Genomic DNA, 18,533 nt, shown 5'->3' on the forward strand with positions numbered 1-18,533 from the left:
CCTCCTAACTAATTAAATTTCTGCAACTAATAACTCATCTTCGAATTGAATCGCATCATTTTTCTTGATTGAAATATCTGAGTAACTATTTGTATTAGTAACGACAACCGGCACGATCGTGGAATAGCCCGCTTTAGAAATTGCATCAATATCAAAAGTTACTAGCTTTTGTCCTTTTTTGACTTTGTCACCTTTCTTCACAAAAGCTTCAAAATGCTCGCCATTTAAAGCTACAGTATCCATACCAACGTGAATCAGAACTTCCATCCCATTATTAGATACAACTCCAATAGCATGCTTTGTTGGGAATAAAGCAGAAATCTCACCCTCAAATGGAGCGACTACAATGCCATCTTCAGGATAAATTGCGACACCTTTACCTAAAGTTTCACTCGAAAATGCCTCGTCTTCTACTTCTGATAGACTAACCACTTTGCCTTTTAGTGGGCTAAACATTACTTCTCCACCTAGCTTAATTTCCGAAACTTCCTCTAAGATTTCTTTCTCTACTTCGTCAGCAGTTTCGTCTTTGTTCTCAAATTTGAAGGACAAGACCCAAGTTAGAGCTGCTGTGACAACAATCGTGATAACTAATGCTATCAAAATGTTATATAAGTGCCAGATATCCTCTCCGATGTAAAGCGGGATAGCCGGGATTCCTGAAGCACCAGTTGCGTAACGATATACATTAGTTAAGCCTGCATACAACCCACCACAAGCACTACCAATCATTGCACTGATCAAAGGATAACGTTTTGGCAAGTTGATACCGTACAATGCTGGCTCGGTAATGCCCATTAAAGCCGTAACACCCGTAGAAATAGCTACTGATTTTTCTGCGGTTTTTCGAGTTCTAAAGCCAACAACAAACGCTGCTACGCCTTGAGAGATATTAGATATGATTGCTCCAGGCCCAACGATATTTTCTAGACCTGTTGTAGCTAGTTGCATCGTGCTGATTGGTCCCAAACTGTAATGGATCCCAAACATTACCATCAATGGCCAGAAGGTTGCTACCATGAATACGACTGCCCAGTTTCCATAGCTTGCTAAAAATTCAAATCCCATTGCAATATAATCGCCTACGTAACCACCAATTGGTCCGAGAATAGTTAGTCCAATCGTACCAACAAAAAGGACTGTCAACATTGGAACAAAGATGATTTTGATTGCATCAGGAATAATTTTTTTCAAAAATCGTTCAACATATGATTGAAGGAAGACAATCATCAAAATTGGAATAACCGAAGAGCTATAATTTACAAGTCTCATAGGAACTCCAAAAATCGCTACTGGGTCACCTTGGGAGACAAGTTGACTAAGGTTAGGATGTAATAAAACTCCCGCCAAAAACATGGCTAAAAATGGGCTAGCTTTTAATTTCTGAGCTGCTGTAGAGGCTAAGAAGAAGGGTAAGAAATAAAAAACTGCATCTGCCATAAAATTGACGATGAAATAGGTTTGTGACTCCCGTGAAATGAGGTTAAAAAGCAGCAACAGTGCTAGAAAGGCTTTAATCATTCCGGCTCCTGCAATTGCAGGGACGACTGGTGCAATTGTACTAGAAATAAAATCAATGAATTTACCGATAAAACTTTGCTGCTTATCCCCTTCATTTAGAGCGCTTTCATCTTCATCGGATAAATCAGACAATTTATCAATTTCTTCATAGACTTCTTCAACGTGTGTTCCAATTACAACTTGAAATTGTCCCCCACTTTCGATGACATTAACAACCCCATTAATCTTTTTAACCTCTTCCTTGTCAACGATTTCATTATTTTTTAAAACAAACCGTAGACGTGTTTGACAATGAGTCATACTACTGATATTTTCTGTTCCACCAATACTGTCAAGAATCTCTTTTGATAGTTGTTCATACTTCTTTGACATGATATTTCCCCCTGAATGTAGAGTTAACTTTAGAGTTATGATAAAAAATGAATGCACAAAAAAACCACTTAACGATGTAATCAAGTACTTGTATTACTTGAATAAATCTTAGCATCGTTAAGAAGTTATGTAAAATACCTATTTTCTAGATAGGTTATGCCTCAAAAGCATCTCTAGCTAATTCAATAAATTTCTCTGCGACAGCACTTAGCATCCTATTTCGTTTCCACGCAATTACGTATCCCGTTGTTAGTTCTGGAGCAAGCGGTCGAAAACAAAGAGCCTCAGTTTTTTTACTTTCGAAGACTCCTTCCAAACAAAGTAAATAACCTAACTCCTTTTCTACTAAATTCATAACATTAAACATTAAATTAAATGTTGCAATTGTATTAGTTGTTTCTCCATCTTTCAGAGATAACCATCTATTGATTTCATTTTGAAGAACTGTTCTATTTGACTGCATAAGTGGTAACGTTGATAGATCTTCAGGTGTAATAAATTCTTTTTTTGCTAATTCAGAATCAGTTCTTGTCACAACCCCCCATCGCTCTTTTTGAGGCAATCGAATGAAATTGTAGTTTTCCACATTGACCGGCTCTAGTAGCAATCCAAATTCGATAATCCCTCGATCAATCTTTTCTTTTATCTCATCTACAATTCCGCTATAAATATAGTATTCAACATTGGGATATTTTTTGTGGAATTCAAAAATTAAATCTGTCAATTCTTTTGAGGTTGCTGACTCTACACTTCCAAAAGGTAATAAGCCGCCGAACAGACCTGCTTCAGTTTCAAATTCTTTCTTAGTATTGTCTGCTATTGTGATGATTTCTTCAGCTCTAGCTTTCAAACGTACCCCAGCATCCGTCAGACTGATTTTAGATTTCCCTCTATGAAAGAGTGTGACACCTAATTCATCCTCTAAATCTTTTAACTGACGACTTAATGTTGGTTGCGTAAGATTAAGTGACTTTGCGGCTTTAGAAATACTTTCTTCATTCACGACAGCTAAAAAATAGTTCAGTACCCGTAACTCCATACATTTCACCTGCTTCTTTGATTATAGCTTTTTTACATTATATCAAAGTAAGGGCCATTCTTACACAAGTCCTTACACTGATAAAACAATCCCTATATGCAAAATATCCCGAAAGTTTAAATGTCGGGATATAGAAAATCAGACAAAATTCTCTTAGTATGAATGCTATTGCTCTTCATACCAAGGAAAATGGAATACTCCAGATTGATCATTTCGATGGTAAGTATGGGCTCCAAAATAATCTCTTTGTGCTTGAATTAAATTAGCAGGTAATATCTCACTACGATAAGAGTCATAATAAGAGATTGCTGCCATAAAACCTGGTACCGGAATACCAACTTTTGTCGCATAGCCAATTAAATCTCTTACTGCTTCTTGATAATCCCTTGCAATTTTTTTAAAATAATCATCAAGTAAAAGGTTTTTCAACTTAGGTTTTTTATTAAATGCATCAGTAATATTCTGTAAAAAATCTGCACGAATAATGCAACCAGCCCGCCAAATTTGAGCTAACTCTCCATAATTCAAATTCCAATCATATCGGTCTGATGCTACTCGCATTTTTTCAAACCCTTATTTTTCAGTATCTTTCATCCGATTCATGAACCATTCAACCTGTTGGGGTGCGTCATGATCAAAAAATGCTGATTCTTTCATGTCTAATGCTTCAATTTTTTCAAAGTCTTTCTTTGATAATTCAAAATCAAAAATATCAATATTTTCTTTCATTCGCTCTGGACGAACAGATTTTGCCAAAGCAATAATTCCTCGTTGCATCAACCAGCGAAGGACAACCTGTCCAACACTCTTACCGTATTGTTGCCCAATTTCTGATAAAACTTGGTTAGTGAATAATTCATGATGTCCTTCTGCAAATGGTGCCCAAGCTTCAATTTGAACATCATATTTTTCATGCCACTTCTGATCTTCAACACGCTGATTCCATGGATTAACCTCGATTTGATTAATCTGAGGTTTAACATCATTTAAACCTACAAATTCAATCATCTTTGCTGACTTAAAGTTTGAAATACCAATCGCACGTAGTTTACCTGATTTTTGGGCAGCAACCATTGCTCTCCATGCACCATAGACATCCCCATATGGTTGATGAATAAGATATAAATCTAAATAATCTAGGCCCATAACTCTAAGTGATTGTTCAATAGTTTTCTCAGCTTTTTCCTCAGGAGCTTGTAAAATGAAAAGTTTTGAGGTAATAAATAAATCTTTACGAGTAACAAGACCTTCATCAATTGCTCTTTTAATACCATCACCAGTTTCCTTTTCGTTTCCATAAATAGAAGCTGTATCGATTAAACGATACCCAATCTTGATTGCTTGGTATACAGCTTCAGCTGTTTGATCCATTGGAATTTGATATACACCAAAACCAAGTTGTGGCATTTCTACACCATTATTAAGTTTAATTGTTTGCATGTTTTTTCCTCCTTAAAATTAAATACATGATTCATCCTAAACCTTGAAGTCCACTCTAAGTCAAGAGGTATGTTCTTTCACTTTTTTTCCAGGGCTTCTATTCCCCATTCTTCGGTCACAATCTATTCAAACCTTTTCCGTTGACCTTTGACTATCTCCTCTCTTATATACATAAAGCATGATAAACTATAGAGTTAACTCCAAAGCAAGGAATTCATATTTTGAAATATTAAATCAAGTAAATTATCTGTTATGAGTCATTTTTATGTGTTTTATCATAATATAAATTTATACTCAAAAAAGAGATAGCCTTAACTATCTCTTTTTTGTTAGTATCTATCACCAATAATATCTATATTACTTAGTGTAGAGTTTATCATCTGCATTTCTGAATCAGTAAAAGTAATTTCAGAAGCTTGAATATTCTCCTTCAAACGTGATTCCTCCGTGGTTCCTGGAATAGGAACTATCCACGGATTTTGCTTTAATACCCATGCAATAGATACCTGCGCTAGAGTCGCTCCCTTTGATTCAGCAATGTCACTCAAAAAATCAAGGAGTTTTTGATTCTCTAGCATTGCTTCTTTTTGGAACCTGGGTAACTTACCACGATTATCGTTGGTTGAGAAATCAGATTTTGTACTTAGCTTTCCCGTCAAGAATCCCCTGCCTAAAGGACTATATGCTACAAAGCCAATTCCTAATTCTTCTAATAATGGAAGAACTTTCTTCTCTTGTTCACGCCACCAGATGGAGTACTCACTTTGAATTGCTGTGATAGGCTGAACAAAATGAGCTTTTCGAATCGTTTCCGCATTCGCCTCCGATAAGCCCCAATGTAATATTTTACCCTCTTTAATCATTCTTCCCATTGCTTCGGCAACTATTTCTATTGGAACCTTTGGATCAACTCTGTGAATATAATATAAGTCAATATAATCTGTCCTCAGGCGTTTCAAAGAACCTTCAATTGAATTAATTAATTTTTCTGGTCGACTATCTAAACTAAGTTCTGGTGTTGACACGTCAAAGCCACCTTTTGTTGCTAATTTTATTTTCTGTCGTCTCCCTACTAAAGCTTCTCCGACTAATTCTTCATTAGTATATGGACCATATACCTCAGCTGTATCAAATAAACTAATACCAAGATCTGTAGCTTTGTGAACCAATCGTATCATGTCCGATCTATCTTTAGCTGGTCCTCTATCATGATTCAGTCCCATACAGCCAAAGCCAATTTCTGAGACAAGAAAATCATTTTTCCCAAGCTTTCGTTTTCTCAAATTTAAACATCTCCTTAATCATCTTACTTCCAATAAATGGACTTTATTCATTGATCACCTTGTAATTTAATAGAACTGCTCCCTCTCCTAATACGTTCAAATTTTCAAATTCAAACTCTTTAATTGTTGGCCTACTCGTATATTGGTTAGATTGTTCGAAAATACTCGGTGTGTCTATTCTTCCGTCTGATACTGGAGCCAATACAACACTCAGTTGATCAATTGTATTCTGCTCTAAAAATGTCCAATTTATCTGTCCTCCCCCACAAATCAGTAGTTTTTTTATATTGAAAAGTTGATTTAATTTTTCCAAAGCCAGATTGCAATCCAACTTGCTTTTTCCAGCAGTAATATAAGATATTCCAATTTTTCTTAAAAATGCTTTATATTCATTCGACGTACTTTCAAGCAAAATCACAATTATATGCGCATCTGGGCGTCCTTCTTTTCTATAGATTCCTGATGACCAACCTAATTCTCCTACAGTATCAACTGAAACAAAGTAAAAATTTAAACTGTTTTTTGCTACAAAGTCTTCTTCAGAAACAACAGGAACCTTATCGTCTAAATAGGATTTTCTATTGTTTAAAAACTCTTTTACAGTCGTAGTTCCAAATAACCACGCATCTGCCGATAAGTTCTTTCTAATTTCTCCGTACTTTTCACTAGCATGTTGAGCCAAGCTACTTTTGAAGTAATCACCAGAAATTTTTCCATCTAGTGCACTTAGGATATGACATGTTACAAAAGGCTTTACCACGATACCAACTCCTTATAAAGTCATTTAAGTCCATTTCATCATACACCTTAGAGTCCGCTCTATATCAAGCGTTTTCAAAAAAGATTCTCAATTTTTCGTTTGAAAAAAAGAACACTCAACAAGATTTGTCGAGTGCTTCTATTGATATTTTATGATGGATTATAAAGATAAATTTGAAACCCAATTTACAATCTCGTCTCGTGAATCAGGAACACTATCTCTAGAGATAGTTATACCATCTTTAATTATTGTCGCATTAGGTTGAAGCTGCTCAAGTATATCAATAGTGTTTGAGAATCCACTACCTCCATGTGTAGAAAATGGAATAATCGTTTTATCTGTAAAGTCAGTAGACTCTAGCAATGTGTACAACGGCATTGGTAAGTCTCCTGCCCAAATTGGATAGCCCAGAAAAATTGTGTCATATTTATCCAAATTCTCGATTTGACTACTTAATTCTGGCCGAGCTTCCTCAGCTAATTCGTTTTCTCCAAAATCGACCAATTCATCATGGTCTCCAGGGTATTCTTGAACTGTCTCAATTCTAAAAATATCGCCATTTGTTTCTTGTTGAATCGTTTGAGCGACAAACTGTGTATTTCCTATTACTTCACCATCCTCTACAACTCGACTAGCTCGAGATACAGCGTCCACACCAGCAGTTTCTGGAACAGAAAAATATGCTACTAATACATTTCCACTTGTCTGAATACTATTTATATTCGAATTTCCGCTCTCCGTAGTAGTGGAAATATTTTCATCAGGTGCCGAAGCACTCCCTTCCTGCTCATCACTCGAACAAGCGCTCATTAAAAACATCGCCGTTAAACATGTCGAAATAATCCATATTTTCTTTTTCATCATCCTCTTCCTTTCAGATACAATTATTTTATTCTAATAAGTTACTAGCAGTAATCCAATTTTTTATAGTGCCATTTGAGTCATTGACTTCATTATCTTCAATATCCAAGACATCAGTAAAAGTATTATTGGGAATTAGTTCTTCTATTCTTTCATCACTATTTCCTAACCCATAACCAGCATGTGTAGCAAAAAGTGCAACACGTTTGTTTTCAATATTACTTTGACTTAAAAAAGTTCTAATTGGTGAGGGCACAGTCATATTCCAAACAGGATAACCGATATAAATGACTTCATATTGGTTAAGATCGGGAATCACAGTGGCAAGACGTGGTAAAGTATTATTTCTTTCCTCCTCTCTCGCTCGATCAACAGTCTCATCATAGTCTTTAGGGTAGGGCTCTTCCACTTCTAAGCGCAGAATATCCCCTTTGACTTCTGATTGTATTTTTTCCGCAACAAATTGAACATTCCCTAAATTTTGTCCATCTTCCTCTGCCTGACTAGCACCAGATACTGCATCCGCATTAAGCGTTTCAGGAATGGAAAAGTACACAATAAGACTTTTCTTATCTGATTTGTCACTAGTTCTATTACTAATTGATTTGGTTATATCCCGAGAACTAGAAATTTCTGTACTATCAGACATGCTTTCATTTGAAATGTCACACGCTGAAAGTACAAAAGCAAAAATAAGCAATACGACAACTGATTTTTTTTTCATGTGATACTCCTTTCTAAATTGTTTTGATTCCTATGACTAAATAATTCTGATAAATTACCTCAGAGCTTATTCTGTCAGTATTATTGGATTTTCATGTTGCAATTAATTTGTGACAAATGTAACATGAGTTTTAAAAGTTATTCTCATGTATTTTTTTAAATATAGAAAAGTATGCTACATCAGCCCCTAATTTCTCTAACAATGAGGTATAAGATAGGATGAATAAATTGTTAATATTGATGTTATTCTTTTGAGAGTACTCGTGAAAAATATGCAGTCATTTAGAAACTCTATTGTCAATAAGCATAGAACAATCAAGAAGCCTATCAATTATTACTTCAATTACTAAGCACTAAGAATTATGGTTTTTTCAAAATCGTTTTTATTCAACATCTAGAACCTGTCTTGTATCGTGAACCTATGACTTCTTCATTTCAAAATACTTAAAGTTCTGAAAAATCATGGTTAATAATCTCTAGCAGTTCAAACTCTTCATGTGAATATCTAAACTTTAATATACAGCAGTTTCCAAGCTTCTCTTTTTGATCAATCTTACTAGTATGCCCCCAACTTCTCATAAATTGACGACACGCCGCTCCGTGAGAAACTATCAAAATTGTCTTATTCGATTCAGAAGACACAATATTCATTATCGTTTCAGAAATTCTTTTTTTGAAATCAGATTCCTTTTCACCTCCATATGAATAAAAGAAATCGCCATATGGAAGACTGGGATTTAGATACTCTGGTTCCCCTTCATAAGCACCAAAATTCCATTCCTTTAGTCCTTTTACTCGTTTATACGGAATATTAATGATCTTTTCTAAAGTATCCGACGCTCGTTCCGATGTTGAACAATATGCAGACTCAATCATGATCTTTTCTTTTCTAAAAAACTCTCCAGCAATACTGGCTTGCATAATTCCTTTTGATGTTAGTGGAGAGTCGCACCATCCTTGGATTTTATTTTGAGAATTAAACAAGGTTTCTCCATGTCGCATTAAATACAAAATTTTATCCATTCAATTACCTCATTTCATGTTCTGATATAATCATACTTCATAGAGTGCACTCTAAGGCAACACCTTATTTTCAATATCAGAATTTTCTATGACCAAATTTTTAATGACAGCTAGAACTAGTTATGGTTTATAATGGAACGACTCTAAAAGAATAATTGAGCTACAAAGATGGCTAATTAAAAGGGTATACAAAAAGTGTATTTCCAGATTATATGGAAATGACGAATTTTTTTAGATATGGACCACAATACGTTTTCCAAAGTTCCTGCCTAAATCAATAAATTAATAAATTCCAATGCGATACGCCTCAACTTTTACTAGAAGAAAAGAGGCTGAGAAATAATCTATGCTGTGAATTAAATGGATACCAGGTACTATCCCGAATTTTACCCTTTGAAAGGAGAAACTATGACCCAATTTCAATTATTCCAAATCCCTTCAGGACAAAATACTTTTTCCACTAAAGAAGTCATGAAAATTACAGGCTTTACAAAAGAAGCTCTGCGCTATTATGAGAAACTAGCGATTTTAGGCCCGATTGCCCGGAACCAAGTCAACTATCGTCAATACGACACAACTAACTTGCAACGACTTCAAATGGTCAAAGTTTTTCAATATCTAGGGATGGATTTGTCGATGCTGAAAGATCTTTCCGAAAGCGATTCTTTAGAAAAACATCTGGACGTTTTGCGAAGTTACCAAAGGACGGTTCACGAGCAAATGACCCAACTAAAAGAAATCGATCGCTTTATCGAAAACAAAATCGACTACCTCATAAACAATCATTCAAAAAATTAAACAAAACGCTTGCTATGTTGTTGACCCCATAGTTTATCCTATGATTAAACTTGAAAGAAGGTCAATAATATGAAAACAATCGCCATTCATCAATTTGGGTCAGCCCAAGAATTACAAGCTACAGAAATTGAACAAGCTCCTTTAAAAGCTAATGAAGTCCTAGTCACAAACCATGCCTTTAGCATTAATCCCATGGACATCGCCGGACGCATGGGTATGCTTGACAAACCGTTTAATGAGCTTTGGTCCTTTCCCATCGTATTAGGTTGGGACTTTGCTGGGACGATCGCCGCTGTGGGGGATACCGTGACAAATTATCAAGTTGGAGACAAAGTCTTCGGCAATGCGCCAACTGTCCGCCCAGGAAATAATGGTACTTACAGTGAATTCGTAATTACTACCCCGGACTTAATCGCTCCCCTGCCAGAAGGTTTGAGCTTTGACGAAGCGGCCGCCCTTCCGATTGCCGGTTTGACCGCTTACTGTGCCATTGTCAAAAATCTAGCGGTTCAGCCCAAGGAAAAAATCTTAGTCCAAGGTGGTGCTGGCGGCGTCGGTTTAATCGCCGTTCAAATCGCCAAAGCATTAGGCGCTTATGTCGCAACGACTGCAAGTCCTGCTAATCACACTTTGTTAAAGAAACTGGGCGTCGATGAAGTTATTGATTACAATACGGTCAATGCAGCAGATGTCTTGGCAAACTACGATGGCGTCTTTGATACCGCCGGCGACATTGCCACTGGACTAAAAGTCTTGAAAGCGGATGGCAAATTAATCACCGTCGCAGCACAACCTACACCAGAACAATTACAAGATCAACAAAAACAAGTTGCCTTTCAATTCACGGACGGAACTTCAGCGGATTTATCCGATCTCGCTCAAATGGTACTAGAAGGTAAAGTCAAATTACAGGTAACTAGCCTGCCAGTATCCGTGGAAAACGTCAAAAAAGCCCATGAACTGGTGGAAAGCCGCCACGTCAAAGGCAAAATCGTGATTCACATAAAAGACTAACCAAATTAAAAAAGCTAAGAAATGCAGGAAAACATAACCAGCATTTCTTAGCTTTTTACTTATGATACAGACCTATTACCTATTTTCAGGCTGACAAATTATAGAATTGATTCCTAGCTCTTGCATATTTTAAGAAACACCTATTCTTGCTGAGCTAAAGAGCTTGACTAACAGACCACCACTGATTAGCCAATTCTTCTGAAAATTGCCGGGGCAAAGATATGGCTTTGCCCGATTCATTAAAGAATTGCCCAGTTGTTTGAGAAAGTCTCGGATTAGTAGCCAGTTGCGCCCCAATCGAGGGATTCTTTTTTGATAATCTAGCGAGAAAAGAACCCATGAAAGTAAGCAAGAAACTACTACTGGCTGCACCATAGCTAGAGTCGGGAACATTCCCCGGGTGAAAGATATTTACCGTGACTTTTGTTTCTTATAATATTTTGGCTAGTTTTTGTGTCAGCAATAATCTGCCAGCCACTGCTTGGCCGGTAATCCCCATTCCACTATAATTATCAGCGCTAGGAACTGGTTGTGGTGCTGCCACTTTAAGGTGACGAACGATGATTGGCAAAGCGCCCACCAATAAAATTCGACCTTGAGAAGCCTTTTTTAAAAAGGACAATAATGCGTTTATTACTCAAAAATGGGCTAAATAATTTAAAACAAAATTTTGATCATATCCCTCTTCAGTCAGCACTTGTGTCTCTTGCAAAATGCCCATAGTACTAACCAGGACATCGATGTGATCTACCAAATCAGCGACTTGTTCGGCAAAGTCAGCGATCGCAACCTTCGTGCTTAAATCTGCTTGCAAAAAAGAGCCCTGTGAAGTGGAATTAAGCTGCTTTAACTGTTGAACTACTGCTTCCCCTTTTCTTTCATTGCGTCCTACAATAATAATCCGATAGTTTTTTTGAATTAAATCTTGAGCCATTTTTTTCCCTACTCCAGAGTTGCCACCGATAATGACTGCTATTTTATCTACCATATGAATTTCTTCTTGCTTTTAAGTTGATCCGATTATAAAGTATAAAGTAAACTTTACAGCAAGGAGAATTATTCAGGGAAAAACAGACTTATTCAGCAGAACAAGTTTCCCAATTAGTCGGGGTATCAAAAGCGGCCTTACGCTTCTATGAGCAAAATGAAATTATTGGACCTATTCTACGTGATAAAAATGGCTACCGTCGTTACACTGATGATGATATTGAATTGATCAAGGTTATCCTCATTATCCGAAAAATTGGCATTCCTATCAAAGGTCTAATCGGTATTCAAGAGACAAGTATGCAAGAACGCGTGGACTACTTAATAGATTATCGAAAAACAATTCAAGGGAACATTGAGGAATTACAACAATCCGATTATTTGTTAGCCATGAAAATTGATTATCTTAAAAAGAATGTATTAAATAAAAACTAAGCTATTGTAGATTCCAAAAGAAAATCTGCATATGAATAGAGAATATTTCATCATAACTACTTTCTTACAAAAACTGTCAAAGAAGTGAGAATCGCTAGAACTTCTACTCTAAGAGACTTTCTATTTCAATTTGTAGAATTAATTCTCACTTCTATTTTAAAATGTTCAGTATGAATCAATAATTTTCCAATTCCCATCCTTAATTAATTTCAACTGATATTGGTAAATATTTGTTACCTTTTCAACTTCATTTAAATATTTTACTCCAACATTCAGTTGGAACCCTTTCCAATTTTTCCTATATATTGGATTCACTAGTTCCACAAATTTTAGGTTAAGGTTAATAGGTCTAATAGATTCATTTTCGACATAATATTCAAGTTCTTTTTCAGAAGCTGATGGATATAATTTAAAGAACGTTTCCAAAAACTCAGTGATTCCCTCCGTCGTTTTGGCATCAATTTCTGAGTCACTTTCTACTTGTTTTACCTCATACTCCGCTTTCTCTGGTTTTGCTATCATAGTAGGCAACCTCGTTATAATATGATTCCCTTTTTCATCTTCAAAGATTGTCATTCGATAAGCAGAAGAAATTGATTGTGCCTTTTTTCCCTCCATAATTCTTTGCTCCACTAAAAACAAAACGGCAAATTCCTCCGAGCTCTTCTCAACGTCTAAGATTTTTACTGATTGAACTTCGGAACTAGTAGGGATATCTGCTCGGACCATATCTTGGCTCAAAGCGAGTCCTTCTTCTGTGAAGTATTGCCCAAGAGTACTCATTCTCTTTTCAATTTCTTCTTTATTATTCTTCCATGAAAAATATTCTTTCGCAAAATCCTTCGTAAAACTTTCAACGCCAGAAGTATTCACTACCTTCTCTTTTACAATCACTTTTTCATGGGTCGTGTGTTGATCAATGGCGGTGAAGTTTTTGTAGATTCCAAAAGCAAGACTACAAGTCAATAAAAACCAAAAGTACAACTTCACCAGATTCTTTATCGACTTTTTTAATATTTAAAGCACCCTTGGTTTCCACATCAATTTTGATTGTGTAGGTATTCGGCTTATCAATTGCCCCGGCCATCAAGGTCTGTTGTCCAGCCACCTTATAAGCAACCGGTGTTCCAGTTCCAGCAGATTTCTTAAACGTCAACACACCGCTTTCTTAATTGGTATTCGGTGTGATGACCAATTGATTGCCATTGACACGATAATCAATATTTGCGGTATTCTCCACAACTTCATCGAATTCTGACAAGTTCAGATTATTCGTATCTGTTACGGTGGTTGATTGACCTAACACTGTTTTTACTGTGGAATTATGGAAGCTTGGTTTCTTCTGATAATCGGCAATAGCTTGATTAATTTTTGCTTCAATAGCTGCGATATTTACAGCACTACCATCTGGATGCTTCATAGAGTGAAGCGTATACCCATTGACCTCCTGCCAGATCATCTTTTGAGCAACCATTTGTGTATCAATATCTGTACCGGCGTTTTTCCATAACACTGAAACTAATTTGGCTTTCTCCGACATATCAGGCAATGGATTTTTCTCATAACCTGGCGTGAACTCATTGTAAATTGGCACTCCCGGTTCGATACAGAAAATATCTTGTTTCTCCCCATTATATATAGCATAATGAAGAACAGTTACCTCAGATAATGTTCGACCATCGCTAAAAGTTCCCTCAACAGAATAAAGATGGGACTGATCACTATGCACGGTAACCGTTTGTGGATGAGTAATTTCATCGGCCAAAACAATCGTAGGACCAATCGCTCCACCAATAGTTTGACCTAATAGAGTCAAAGTCGCAAATAATTGCCAATTTTTAAATCTCGGCTTTTTCATATAATTAATCTCCTTTCCCATTTGGGTAATAAAAAAGAGACATCCATCTCTGAATGTCTCAAATGTTTAAAACTATTCTTTTCAAAAATTGTCAGATACCATATATCAAAAACTCCAAAGAGACTTTTCCGATATAGGCATACTGAATAATGCGATCCGTATTTGGGATATCTTTTCCATTCTCGTATCTATCCATCGACCATTTTGTAATCAGCGGTGAAAAAAACTTTCCAAAGTCTTCTCTTTCTAAACGATAATCCCTTCGAATCTTAGTCCCGTTCGGAAAGGATTCAACTTTTCAAATTGGTTAATCGTATTTCCCCTTTTCAACATCTTGCTAAAAGTCTCTCCATACAAAATATAAGGGACAGTCACTTTTCCAAGATAGGCAACATTCATTAATCTTTCGATATCAGGAATATTCGTACCTTTTTCCCATCTATTCACAACATTCTTACCTGCTGGTCGGGTAAAATTCTTACCAAATTTTTCCAGTGTTTCACCTCGATTTTTCCGAATCTCTTGGATTCTTTTTCCCATCGCTATTTTATCGACGATGGGTAATTTAAACGAACCATCCTCTTGTTTTATATCCATCAAAATTTCTTTACCATCGTTAGAGAGAAACACAGCAATTTTTTGCTGCACATCCTTTGATGGTTTTCGACTACCGCTCAATATACGACTCATCAAAGGTGCATCAATTCCAATCTCTTGCGCTAACTGTTTACTTGTTAAACAATTCTTTTCTTTAAAAGCTGACAATTGATTTACTGTAGTTGTTACTAAGTCAGTTTGATCACTTAAAAGTGTATCTACATTGAAGATTTCACTTAAAACAATATCAATATCCTTTGAGATTTTTCTTGTTCCTTTTTCATACTTCAGCACTTTGCGAAATCCCCGCTAAGTCAGCTAGCTTCTTTTGAGACATTTTTTCTCTTTCCTTAAAGACTTAAGAAGTTCTCCACTTATATTTTCAGACATGAAAAAAGCACCTCCCATGAGATGCTTTCATCATACGCTGACGGTTAAAAACCTTCAAGGAAAAATATTCCGTTTTTGACAATTTTTTTCGACCCGTGACAACCGTATGACAGTTTAAACTTTTTTAAACGGGTAAATCACGAATTTTGCGCTACTCGAAAAGATTGATTTAATAGGATTCCCCGTTGAAAGCAAGCTATTTCGCGTTATCCTGGTCGTCCATTTTCAGAACGGCCATGAAGGCTTCTTGTGGTACTTCCACAGAACCAATTTGTTTCATTCGTTTTTTACCTTCTTTTTGCTTTTCTAATAATTTACGTTTCCGAGAGACGTCTCCACCGTAACACTTGGCCAATACATTTTTCCGCAAAGCCTTAATGTCAGAGCGAGCAACAATTTTTTGCCCGATTGCCGCTTGGACAGGAACTTCAAATTGTTGGCGAGGAATTAGTTTTTTCAATTTTTCAACAATCGCTTTCCCACGTTCAAAAGCAAAGTCGCGGTGAACGATAAAGCTTAGAGCGTCAACTTTTTCAGCGTTCAATAAAATATCCATTTTTACTAGCTTGCTTGTACGATAACCAGACATTTCATAATCAAGAGAAGCATAGCCTTTGGTGCTGGATTTCAATTTATCAAAAAAGTCAAAAACAATTTCTGATAATGGAATTTCATAAACAACGTTGACACGATAATCATCTAAGTAATCCATCGTGACAAAATCACCTCGTTTACGCTGAGACAACTCCATAACTGCTCCCACGTAATCATTAGGTACCATAATTTGAGCTTTTACATAAGGTTCTTCTACATCTTGAATAGAGACAGGATCTGGAAAATCAGCCGGATTGTCCACAATGACTTGTGTACCATCTGTTTTATTTACATGATAAATAACAGATGGAGCCGTTGTAATTAACTCTAAATTGAATTCCCTTTCTAAACGTTCCTGGATAACGTCCATGTGTAACAACCCTAAAAAACCACATCGGAACCCAAAACCTAATGCTTGTGAAGTTTCTGGTTCAAATTGTAAGGCGGCATCATTCAATTGTAGTTTTTCTAGCGCTTCTCGTAAGTCATTATAACGAGAGGTGTCGATAGGATACAACCCACAAAATACCATAGGGTTCATTTTACGATATCCCTCTAATGCTTCTGTCGCAGGATTATTCGCTAAGGTAACAGTATCACCAACGCGCGTATCTTGAACTGTCTTAATTGCAGCTGTAATATACCCTACGTCGCCCACCATTAAATAATCGCGGGCAATTGCTTTAGGTGAAAAGACACCAACTTCCGTGACATCAAAGGTTTTACCATTACTCATTAATTGAATTTTATCTCCTGGTTTCACAACGCCATCCATTACCCGTACATTCAGGACCACACCACGGTAACTGTCATAAATCGAATCAAAAATCAGTGCTTTTAGTGGTGCATTCAAATCACCGCTTGGGGATGGAACATATTCCACAACTTGTTCTAAAATTTCTTCAATACCGATTCCAGCCTTTGCCGAAGCTAAGACAGCTTCACTCGCGTCAATACCGATAACATCTTCTATTTCTTGTCGTACACGCTCTGGATCCGCTGCTGGTAAATCGATTTTGTTAATAACTGGCAAAATTTCTAAATCATTATCTAACGCTAAATAAACATTGGCCAATGTTTGTGCTTCAATTCCTTGCGCCGCATCGACCACTAAAACCGCACCTTCACAAGCTGCTAAACTGCGAGAAACTTCATACGTAAAATCGACGTGTCCTGGAGTATCAATCAAATGAAAAATATACGTTTGACCATCTTTGGCTGTATAATTTAATTCGACTGCGTTTAATTTAATTGTAATACCGCGTTCTCGTTCCAAATCCATTGAGTCTAGCAATTGATCTTGCATTTCCCGACTCGTCACCGTATGGGTCTGTTCCAAAATACGGTCTGCCAGCGTGGATTTTCCGTGGTCAATATGGGCAATGATGGAGAAATTCCGAATCATTTCCTGTCTTTTTTTCATTTCTGCTAGATTCATATATACCCTCATTTCTTTATTACCGCGACAAAATCACTGCGGCCTGCTAACTTCAGCCTTTTCATTATACCAACGAAACTTAGATATTTAAAGAGTTTTCCCCATCTCAAAAACAACATTTTTGGCAATTTTTGTTATACTAAAAACAAGAATAAAAATTGGAGTTGAAATTATGGAGGAACACTTTCGCGACGAATTACAAATTCTACCAGTGGAAGAAAAAGATGTTGATCAATTTAACGAATTATTAAGTTATGTTTTTCAAATTACGGAATCAGATATTGAAGAAAGTGGATTTGATAGCAAAAAAGAAATGATTAAATCCAAAAAACCGATTTTAGAATTATCCAAAGTATTCGGCTGGTTTCACAAAAATCAGTTGATTTCACAAATCGCCATTTATCCTTGTGAAGTAAATATTCATGGCGCGGCATACAAAATGGGCGGAATTACAGGTGTCGGCACTTATCCTGAATATGCTGGTCACGGATTAATGCAAGATTTGGTGAAAAAAGCACTGGAAACCATGCGCGAAGATGAACAATGGATTTCCTATCTCTATCCTTACAATATCCCCTACTATCGACGTAAAGGCTGGGAAATCATGTCGGATAAACTAACATTTAAAATTCGTGACACCCAATTACCCAAACCAGTTGATGTTTCTGGGATGGTGGAAAGACAAGATGTCGATCATCCTGATGTCTTTACTGTCTACGATACATTTGCTAAACAAAACCACGGTGCGCTAAAGCGTAGTCATTTTCACTGGGAAGAATATTGGCGTTATGAAAATGAAGAACAACGAACTGCCGCAATTTATTACGACAATCAAGGCAATCCGACTGGCGTTTTATTTTATTGGGTCGCAGAGGAAATTTTTCATGTTAAAGAAATGTTTTATTTAAACCAAGAGGCTCGAAATGGTTTGTGGAATTTTATTTCCGCCCATTTTTCAATGGTCTATTGGGTGAAAGGGAACATTTACAAAAATGAACCATTAGCCTTTTTGCTAGAGGATAGTCAAATTACCGAAACAATTGAACCTTATTATATGGCTAGAATCGTTGATGTGGCAGAATTTTTACAAAAATTTCCTTTTGAATCTTTTAATGGTACTTTTCATTTTGTTGTTAACGATCCTATTGCAGATTGGAACAATGATACTTTTTCTGTTATTGGTAAAGACGATGACGTCACTATTCAAAAAGGGACGACCTTAGGACCGGCAGTCGAAATTGACATTCAGACGCTAAGCTGTCTTTTAATGAACTATCGGCGGGCTTCTTATTTGTACCGCATTGAACGGCTACAAACAGACAACAAAAGAACGATTCATCTGCTTGAACAAATTATTCCAGATATGGAAGCTTACTTTAGTGACTACTTCTAAAAAGTAA

15 protein-coding genes and 4 pseudogenes are annotated in these 18,533 nt (G+C 36.4%); 4 read left to right on the forward strand and 15 right to left on the reverse strand.

All coding sequences use genetic code 11. The features are described 5' to 3' along the window. Positions 1-12 precede the first annotated feature (12 nt). From EsVE80_RS07345 to EsVE80_RS07385, 9 genes and pseudogenes are all read right to left on the reverse strand, one after another. Positions 13-1,893: a beta-glucoside-specific PTS transporter subunit IIABC gene (locus EsVE80_RS07345; protein WP_173103137.1), complete on the reverse strand. Its 1,881-nt coding sequence runs from the start codon at positions 1,891-1,893 to the stop codon at positions 13-15. Between the two features lie 154 nt (positions 1,894-2,047). Continuing rightward, positions 2,048-2,932, reverse strand: a complete 885-nt coding sequence (locus tag EsVE80_RS07350; RefSeq protein ID WP_173103138.1) for a LysR family transcriptional regulator — start codon at positions 2,930-2,932, stop codon at positions 2,048-2,050. A 165-nt stretch (positions 2,933-3,097) separates the two neighbouring features. Beyond that, positions 3,098-3,505 (reverse strand): annotated as a pseudogene (locus tag EsVE80_RS07355) (NADP-dependent phosphogluconate dehydrogenase); the annotation flags it as partial. Further along, complete coding sequence (locus EsVE80_RS07360) at positions 3,506-4,372, reverse strand: aldo/keto reductase (protein WP_173103140.1); 867 nt, start codon at positions 4,370-4,372, stop codon at positions 3,506-3,508. Positions 4,373-4,701: 329 nt separating this feature from the next. Next, positions 4,702-5,655 carry an aldo/keto reductase gene (locus EsVE80_RS07365; RefSeq protein ID WP_173103141.1) on the reverse strand — a complete coding sequence of 318 codons (954 nt, stop codon included), beginning with the start codon at positions 5,653-5,655 and terminating at the stop codon, positions 4,702-4,704. 43 nt (positions 5,656-5,698) lie between these two features. Further along, positions 5,699-6,415: a dihydrofolate reductase family protein gene (locus EsVE80_RS07370; RefSeq protein WP_173103142.1), complete on the reverse strand. Its 717-nt coding sequence runs from the start codon at positions 6,413-6,415 to the stop codon at positions 5,699-5,701. A 159-nt stretch (positions 6,416-6,574) separates the two neighbouring features. Next, positions 6,575-7,225, reverse strand: a complete 651-nt coding sequence (locus EsVE80_RS07375) for a flavodoxin (RefSeq protein ID WP_197745886.1) — start codon at positions 7,223-7,225, stop codon at positions 6,575-6,577. 79 nt (positions 7,226-7,304) lie between these two features. Continuing rightward, on the reverse strand, positions 7,305-8,000 hold the full coding sequence (locus EsVE80_RS07380; protein WP_173103144.1) for a flavodoxin: 696 nt from the start codon (positions 7,998-8,000) through the stop codon (positions 7,305-7,307). A 443-nt stretch (positions 8,001-8,443) separates the two neighbouring features. Next, positions 8,444-9,022, reverse strand: a complete 579-nt coding sequence (locus tag EsVE80_RS07385; RefSeq protein ID WP_173103145.1) for a histidine phosphatase family protein — start codon at positions 9,020-9,022, stop codon at positions 8,444-8,446. Positions 9,023-9,430: 408 nt separating this feature from the next. Between EsVE80_RS07385 and EsVE80_RS07390 the strand changes: the two genes are divergently transcribed. After that, complete coding sequence (locus EsVE80_RS07390) at positions 9,431-9,820, forward strand: MerR family transcriptional regulator (protein ID WP_173103146.1); 390 nt, start codon at positions 9,431-9,433, stop codon at positions 9,818-9,820. Between the two features lie 69 nt (positions 9,821-9,889). Further along, positions 9,890-10,834, forward strand: a complete 945-nt coding sequence (locus tag EsVE80_RS07395; protein ID WP_173103147.1) for an NADP-dependent oxidoreductase — start codon at positions 9,890-9,892, stop codon at positions 10,832-10,834. Between the two features lie 430 nt (positions 10,835-11,264). Here EsVE80_RS07395 and EsVE80_RS07400 read toward each other — a convergent pair whose 3' ends face one another. Then, entirely contained in the window at positions 11,265-11,405 is a 141-nt protein-coding gene (locus tag EsVE80_RS07400) for a hypothetical protein (protein WP_173103148.1), read from the reverse strand. A gap of 66 nt (positions 11,406-11,471) precedes the next feature. Continuing rightward, positions 11,472-11,822 carry an SDR family NAD(P)-dependent oxidoreductase gene (locus tag EsVE80_RS07405; RefSeq protein ID WP_173103149.1) on the reverse strand — a complete coding sequence of 117 codons (351 nt, stop codon included), beginning with the start codon at positions 11,820-11,822 and terminating at the stop codon, positions 11,472-11,474. 101 nt (positions 11,823-11,923) lie between these two features. Here EsVE80_RS07405 and EsVE80_RS14000 point away from each other — a divergent pair. Then, positions 11,924-12,256: pseudogene (locus EsVE80_RS14000) on the forward strand (MerR family transcriptional regulator); the annotation flags it as partial. A 165-nt stretch (positions 12,257-12,421) separates the two neighbouring features. Here EsVE80_RS14000 and EsVE80_RS07415 read toward each other — a convergent pair. From EsVE80_RS07415 to lepA, 4 genes and pseudogenes are all read right to left on the reverse strand, one after another. After that, positions 12,422-13,273: a conjugal transfer protein gene (locus EsVE80_RS07415; RefSeq protein ID WP_173104154.1), complete on the reverse strand. Its 852-nt coding sequence runs from the start codon at positions 13,271-13,273 to the stop codon at positions 12,422-12,424. Next, positions 13,236-14,114 (reverse strand): annotated as a pseudogene (gene ecbA / locus EsVE80_RS07420) (MSCRAMM family collagen-binding adhesin EcbA); the annotation flags it as partial. The pseudogene ecbA and the gene EsVE80_RS07415, both read right to left, overlap by 38 nt. 91 nt (positions 14,115-14,205) lie before the next feature. Continuing rightward, positions 14,206-15,101: pseudogene (locus tag EsVE80_RS07425) on the reverse strand (helix-turn-helix domain-containing protein). Positions 15,102-15,297: 196 nt separating this feature from the next. Continuing rightward, positions 15,298-17,133: a translation elongation factor 4 gene (lepA, locus tag EsVE80_RS07430; protein WP_332107352.1), complete on the reverse strand. Its 1,836-nt coding sequence runs from the start codon at positions 17,131-17,133 to the stop codon at positions 15,298-15,300. A 172-nt stretch (positions 17,134-17,305) separates the two neighbouring features. On the opposite strand from lepA, the gene EsVE80_RS07435 reads away from it, so the two are divergent. Further along, positions 17,306-18,526, forward strand: a complete 1,221-nt coding sequence (locus tag EsVE80_RS07435) for a GNAT family N-acetyltransferase (RefSeq protein ID WP_173103151.1) — start codon at positions 17,306-17,308, stop codon at positions 18,524-18,526. Positions 18,527-18,533: the final 7 nt, after the last annotated feature.

Source organism: Enterococcus saigonensis, from assembly GCF_011397115.1.
GTDB lineage: Bacteria > Bacillota > Bacilli > Lactobacillales > Enterococcaceae > Enterococcus_C > Enterococcus_C saigonensis.

What these genes read in the sequence shown, in the direction of transcription:
- EsVE80_RS07360 (WP_173103140.1), bottom strand. Translation starts at nt 4,372, where the DNA reads ATGCAAACAATTAAACTTAATAATGGTGTAGAAATGCCACAACTTGGT.
- EsVE80_RS07395 (WP_173103147.1), top strand. Translation starts at nt 9,890, where the DNA reads ATGAAAACAATCGCCATTCATCAATTTGGGTCAGCCCAAGAATTACAA.
- EsVE80_RS07350 (WP_173103138.1), bottom strand. Translation starts at nt 2,932, where the DNA reads ATGGAGTTACGGGTACTGAACTATTTTTTAGCTGTCGTGAATGAAGAA.
- EsVE80_RS07345 (WP_173103137.1), bottom strand. Translation starts at nt 1,893, where the DNA reads ATGTCAAAGAAGTATGAACAACTATCAAAAGAGATTCTTGACAGTATT.
- EsVE80_RS07380 (WP_173103144.1), bottom strand. Translation starts at nt 8,000, where the DNA reads ATGAAAAAAAAATCAGTTGTCGTATTGCTTATTTTTGCTTTTGTACTT.
- EsVE80_RS07375 (WP_197745886.1), bottom strand. Translation starts at nt 7,225, where the DNA reads ATGAGCGCTTGTTCGAGTGATGAGCAGGAAGGGAGTGCTTCGGCACCT.
- lepA (WP_332107352.1), bottom strand. Translation starts at nt 17,133, where the DNA reads ATGAATCTAGCAGAAATGAAAAAAAGACAGGAAATGATTCGGAATTTC.
- EsVE80_RS07405 (WP_173103149.1), bottom strand. Translation starts at nt 11,822, where the DNA reads ATGGTAGATAAAATAGCAGTCATTATCGGTGGCAACTCTGGAGTAGGG.
- EsVE80_RS07385 (WP_173103145.1), bottom strand. Translation starts at nt 9,022, where the DNA reads ATGGATAAAATTTTGTATTTAATGCGACATGGAGAAACCTTGTTTAAT.
- EsVE80_RS07435 (WP_173103151.1), top strand. Translation starts at nt 17,306, where the DNA reads ATGGAGGAACACTTTCGCGACGAATTACAAATTCTACCAGTGGAAGAA.
- EsVE80_RS07390 (WP_173103146.1), top strand. Translation starts at nt 9,431, where the DNA reads ATGACCCAATTTCAATTATTCCAAATCCCTTCAGGACAAAATACTTTT.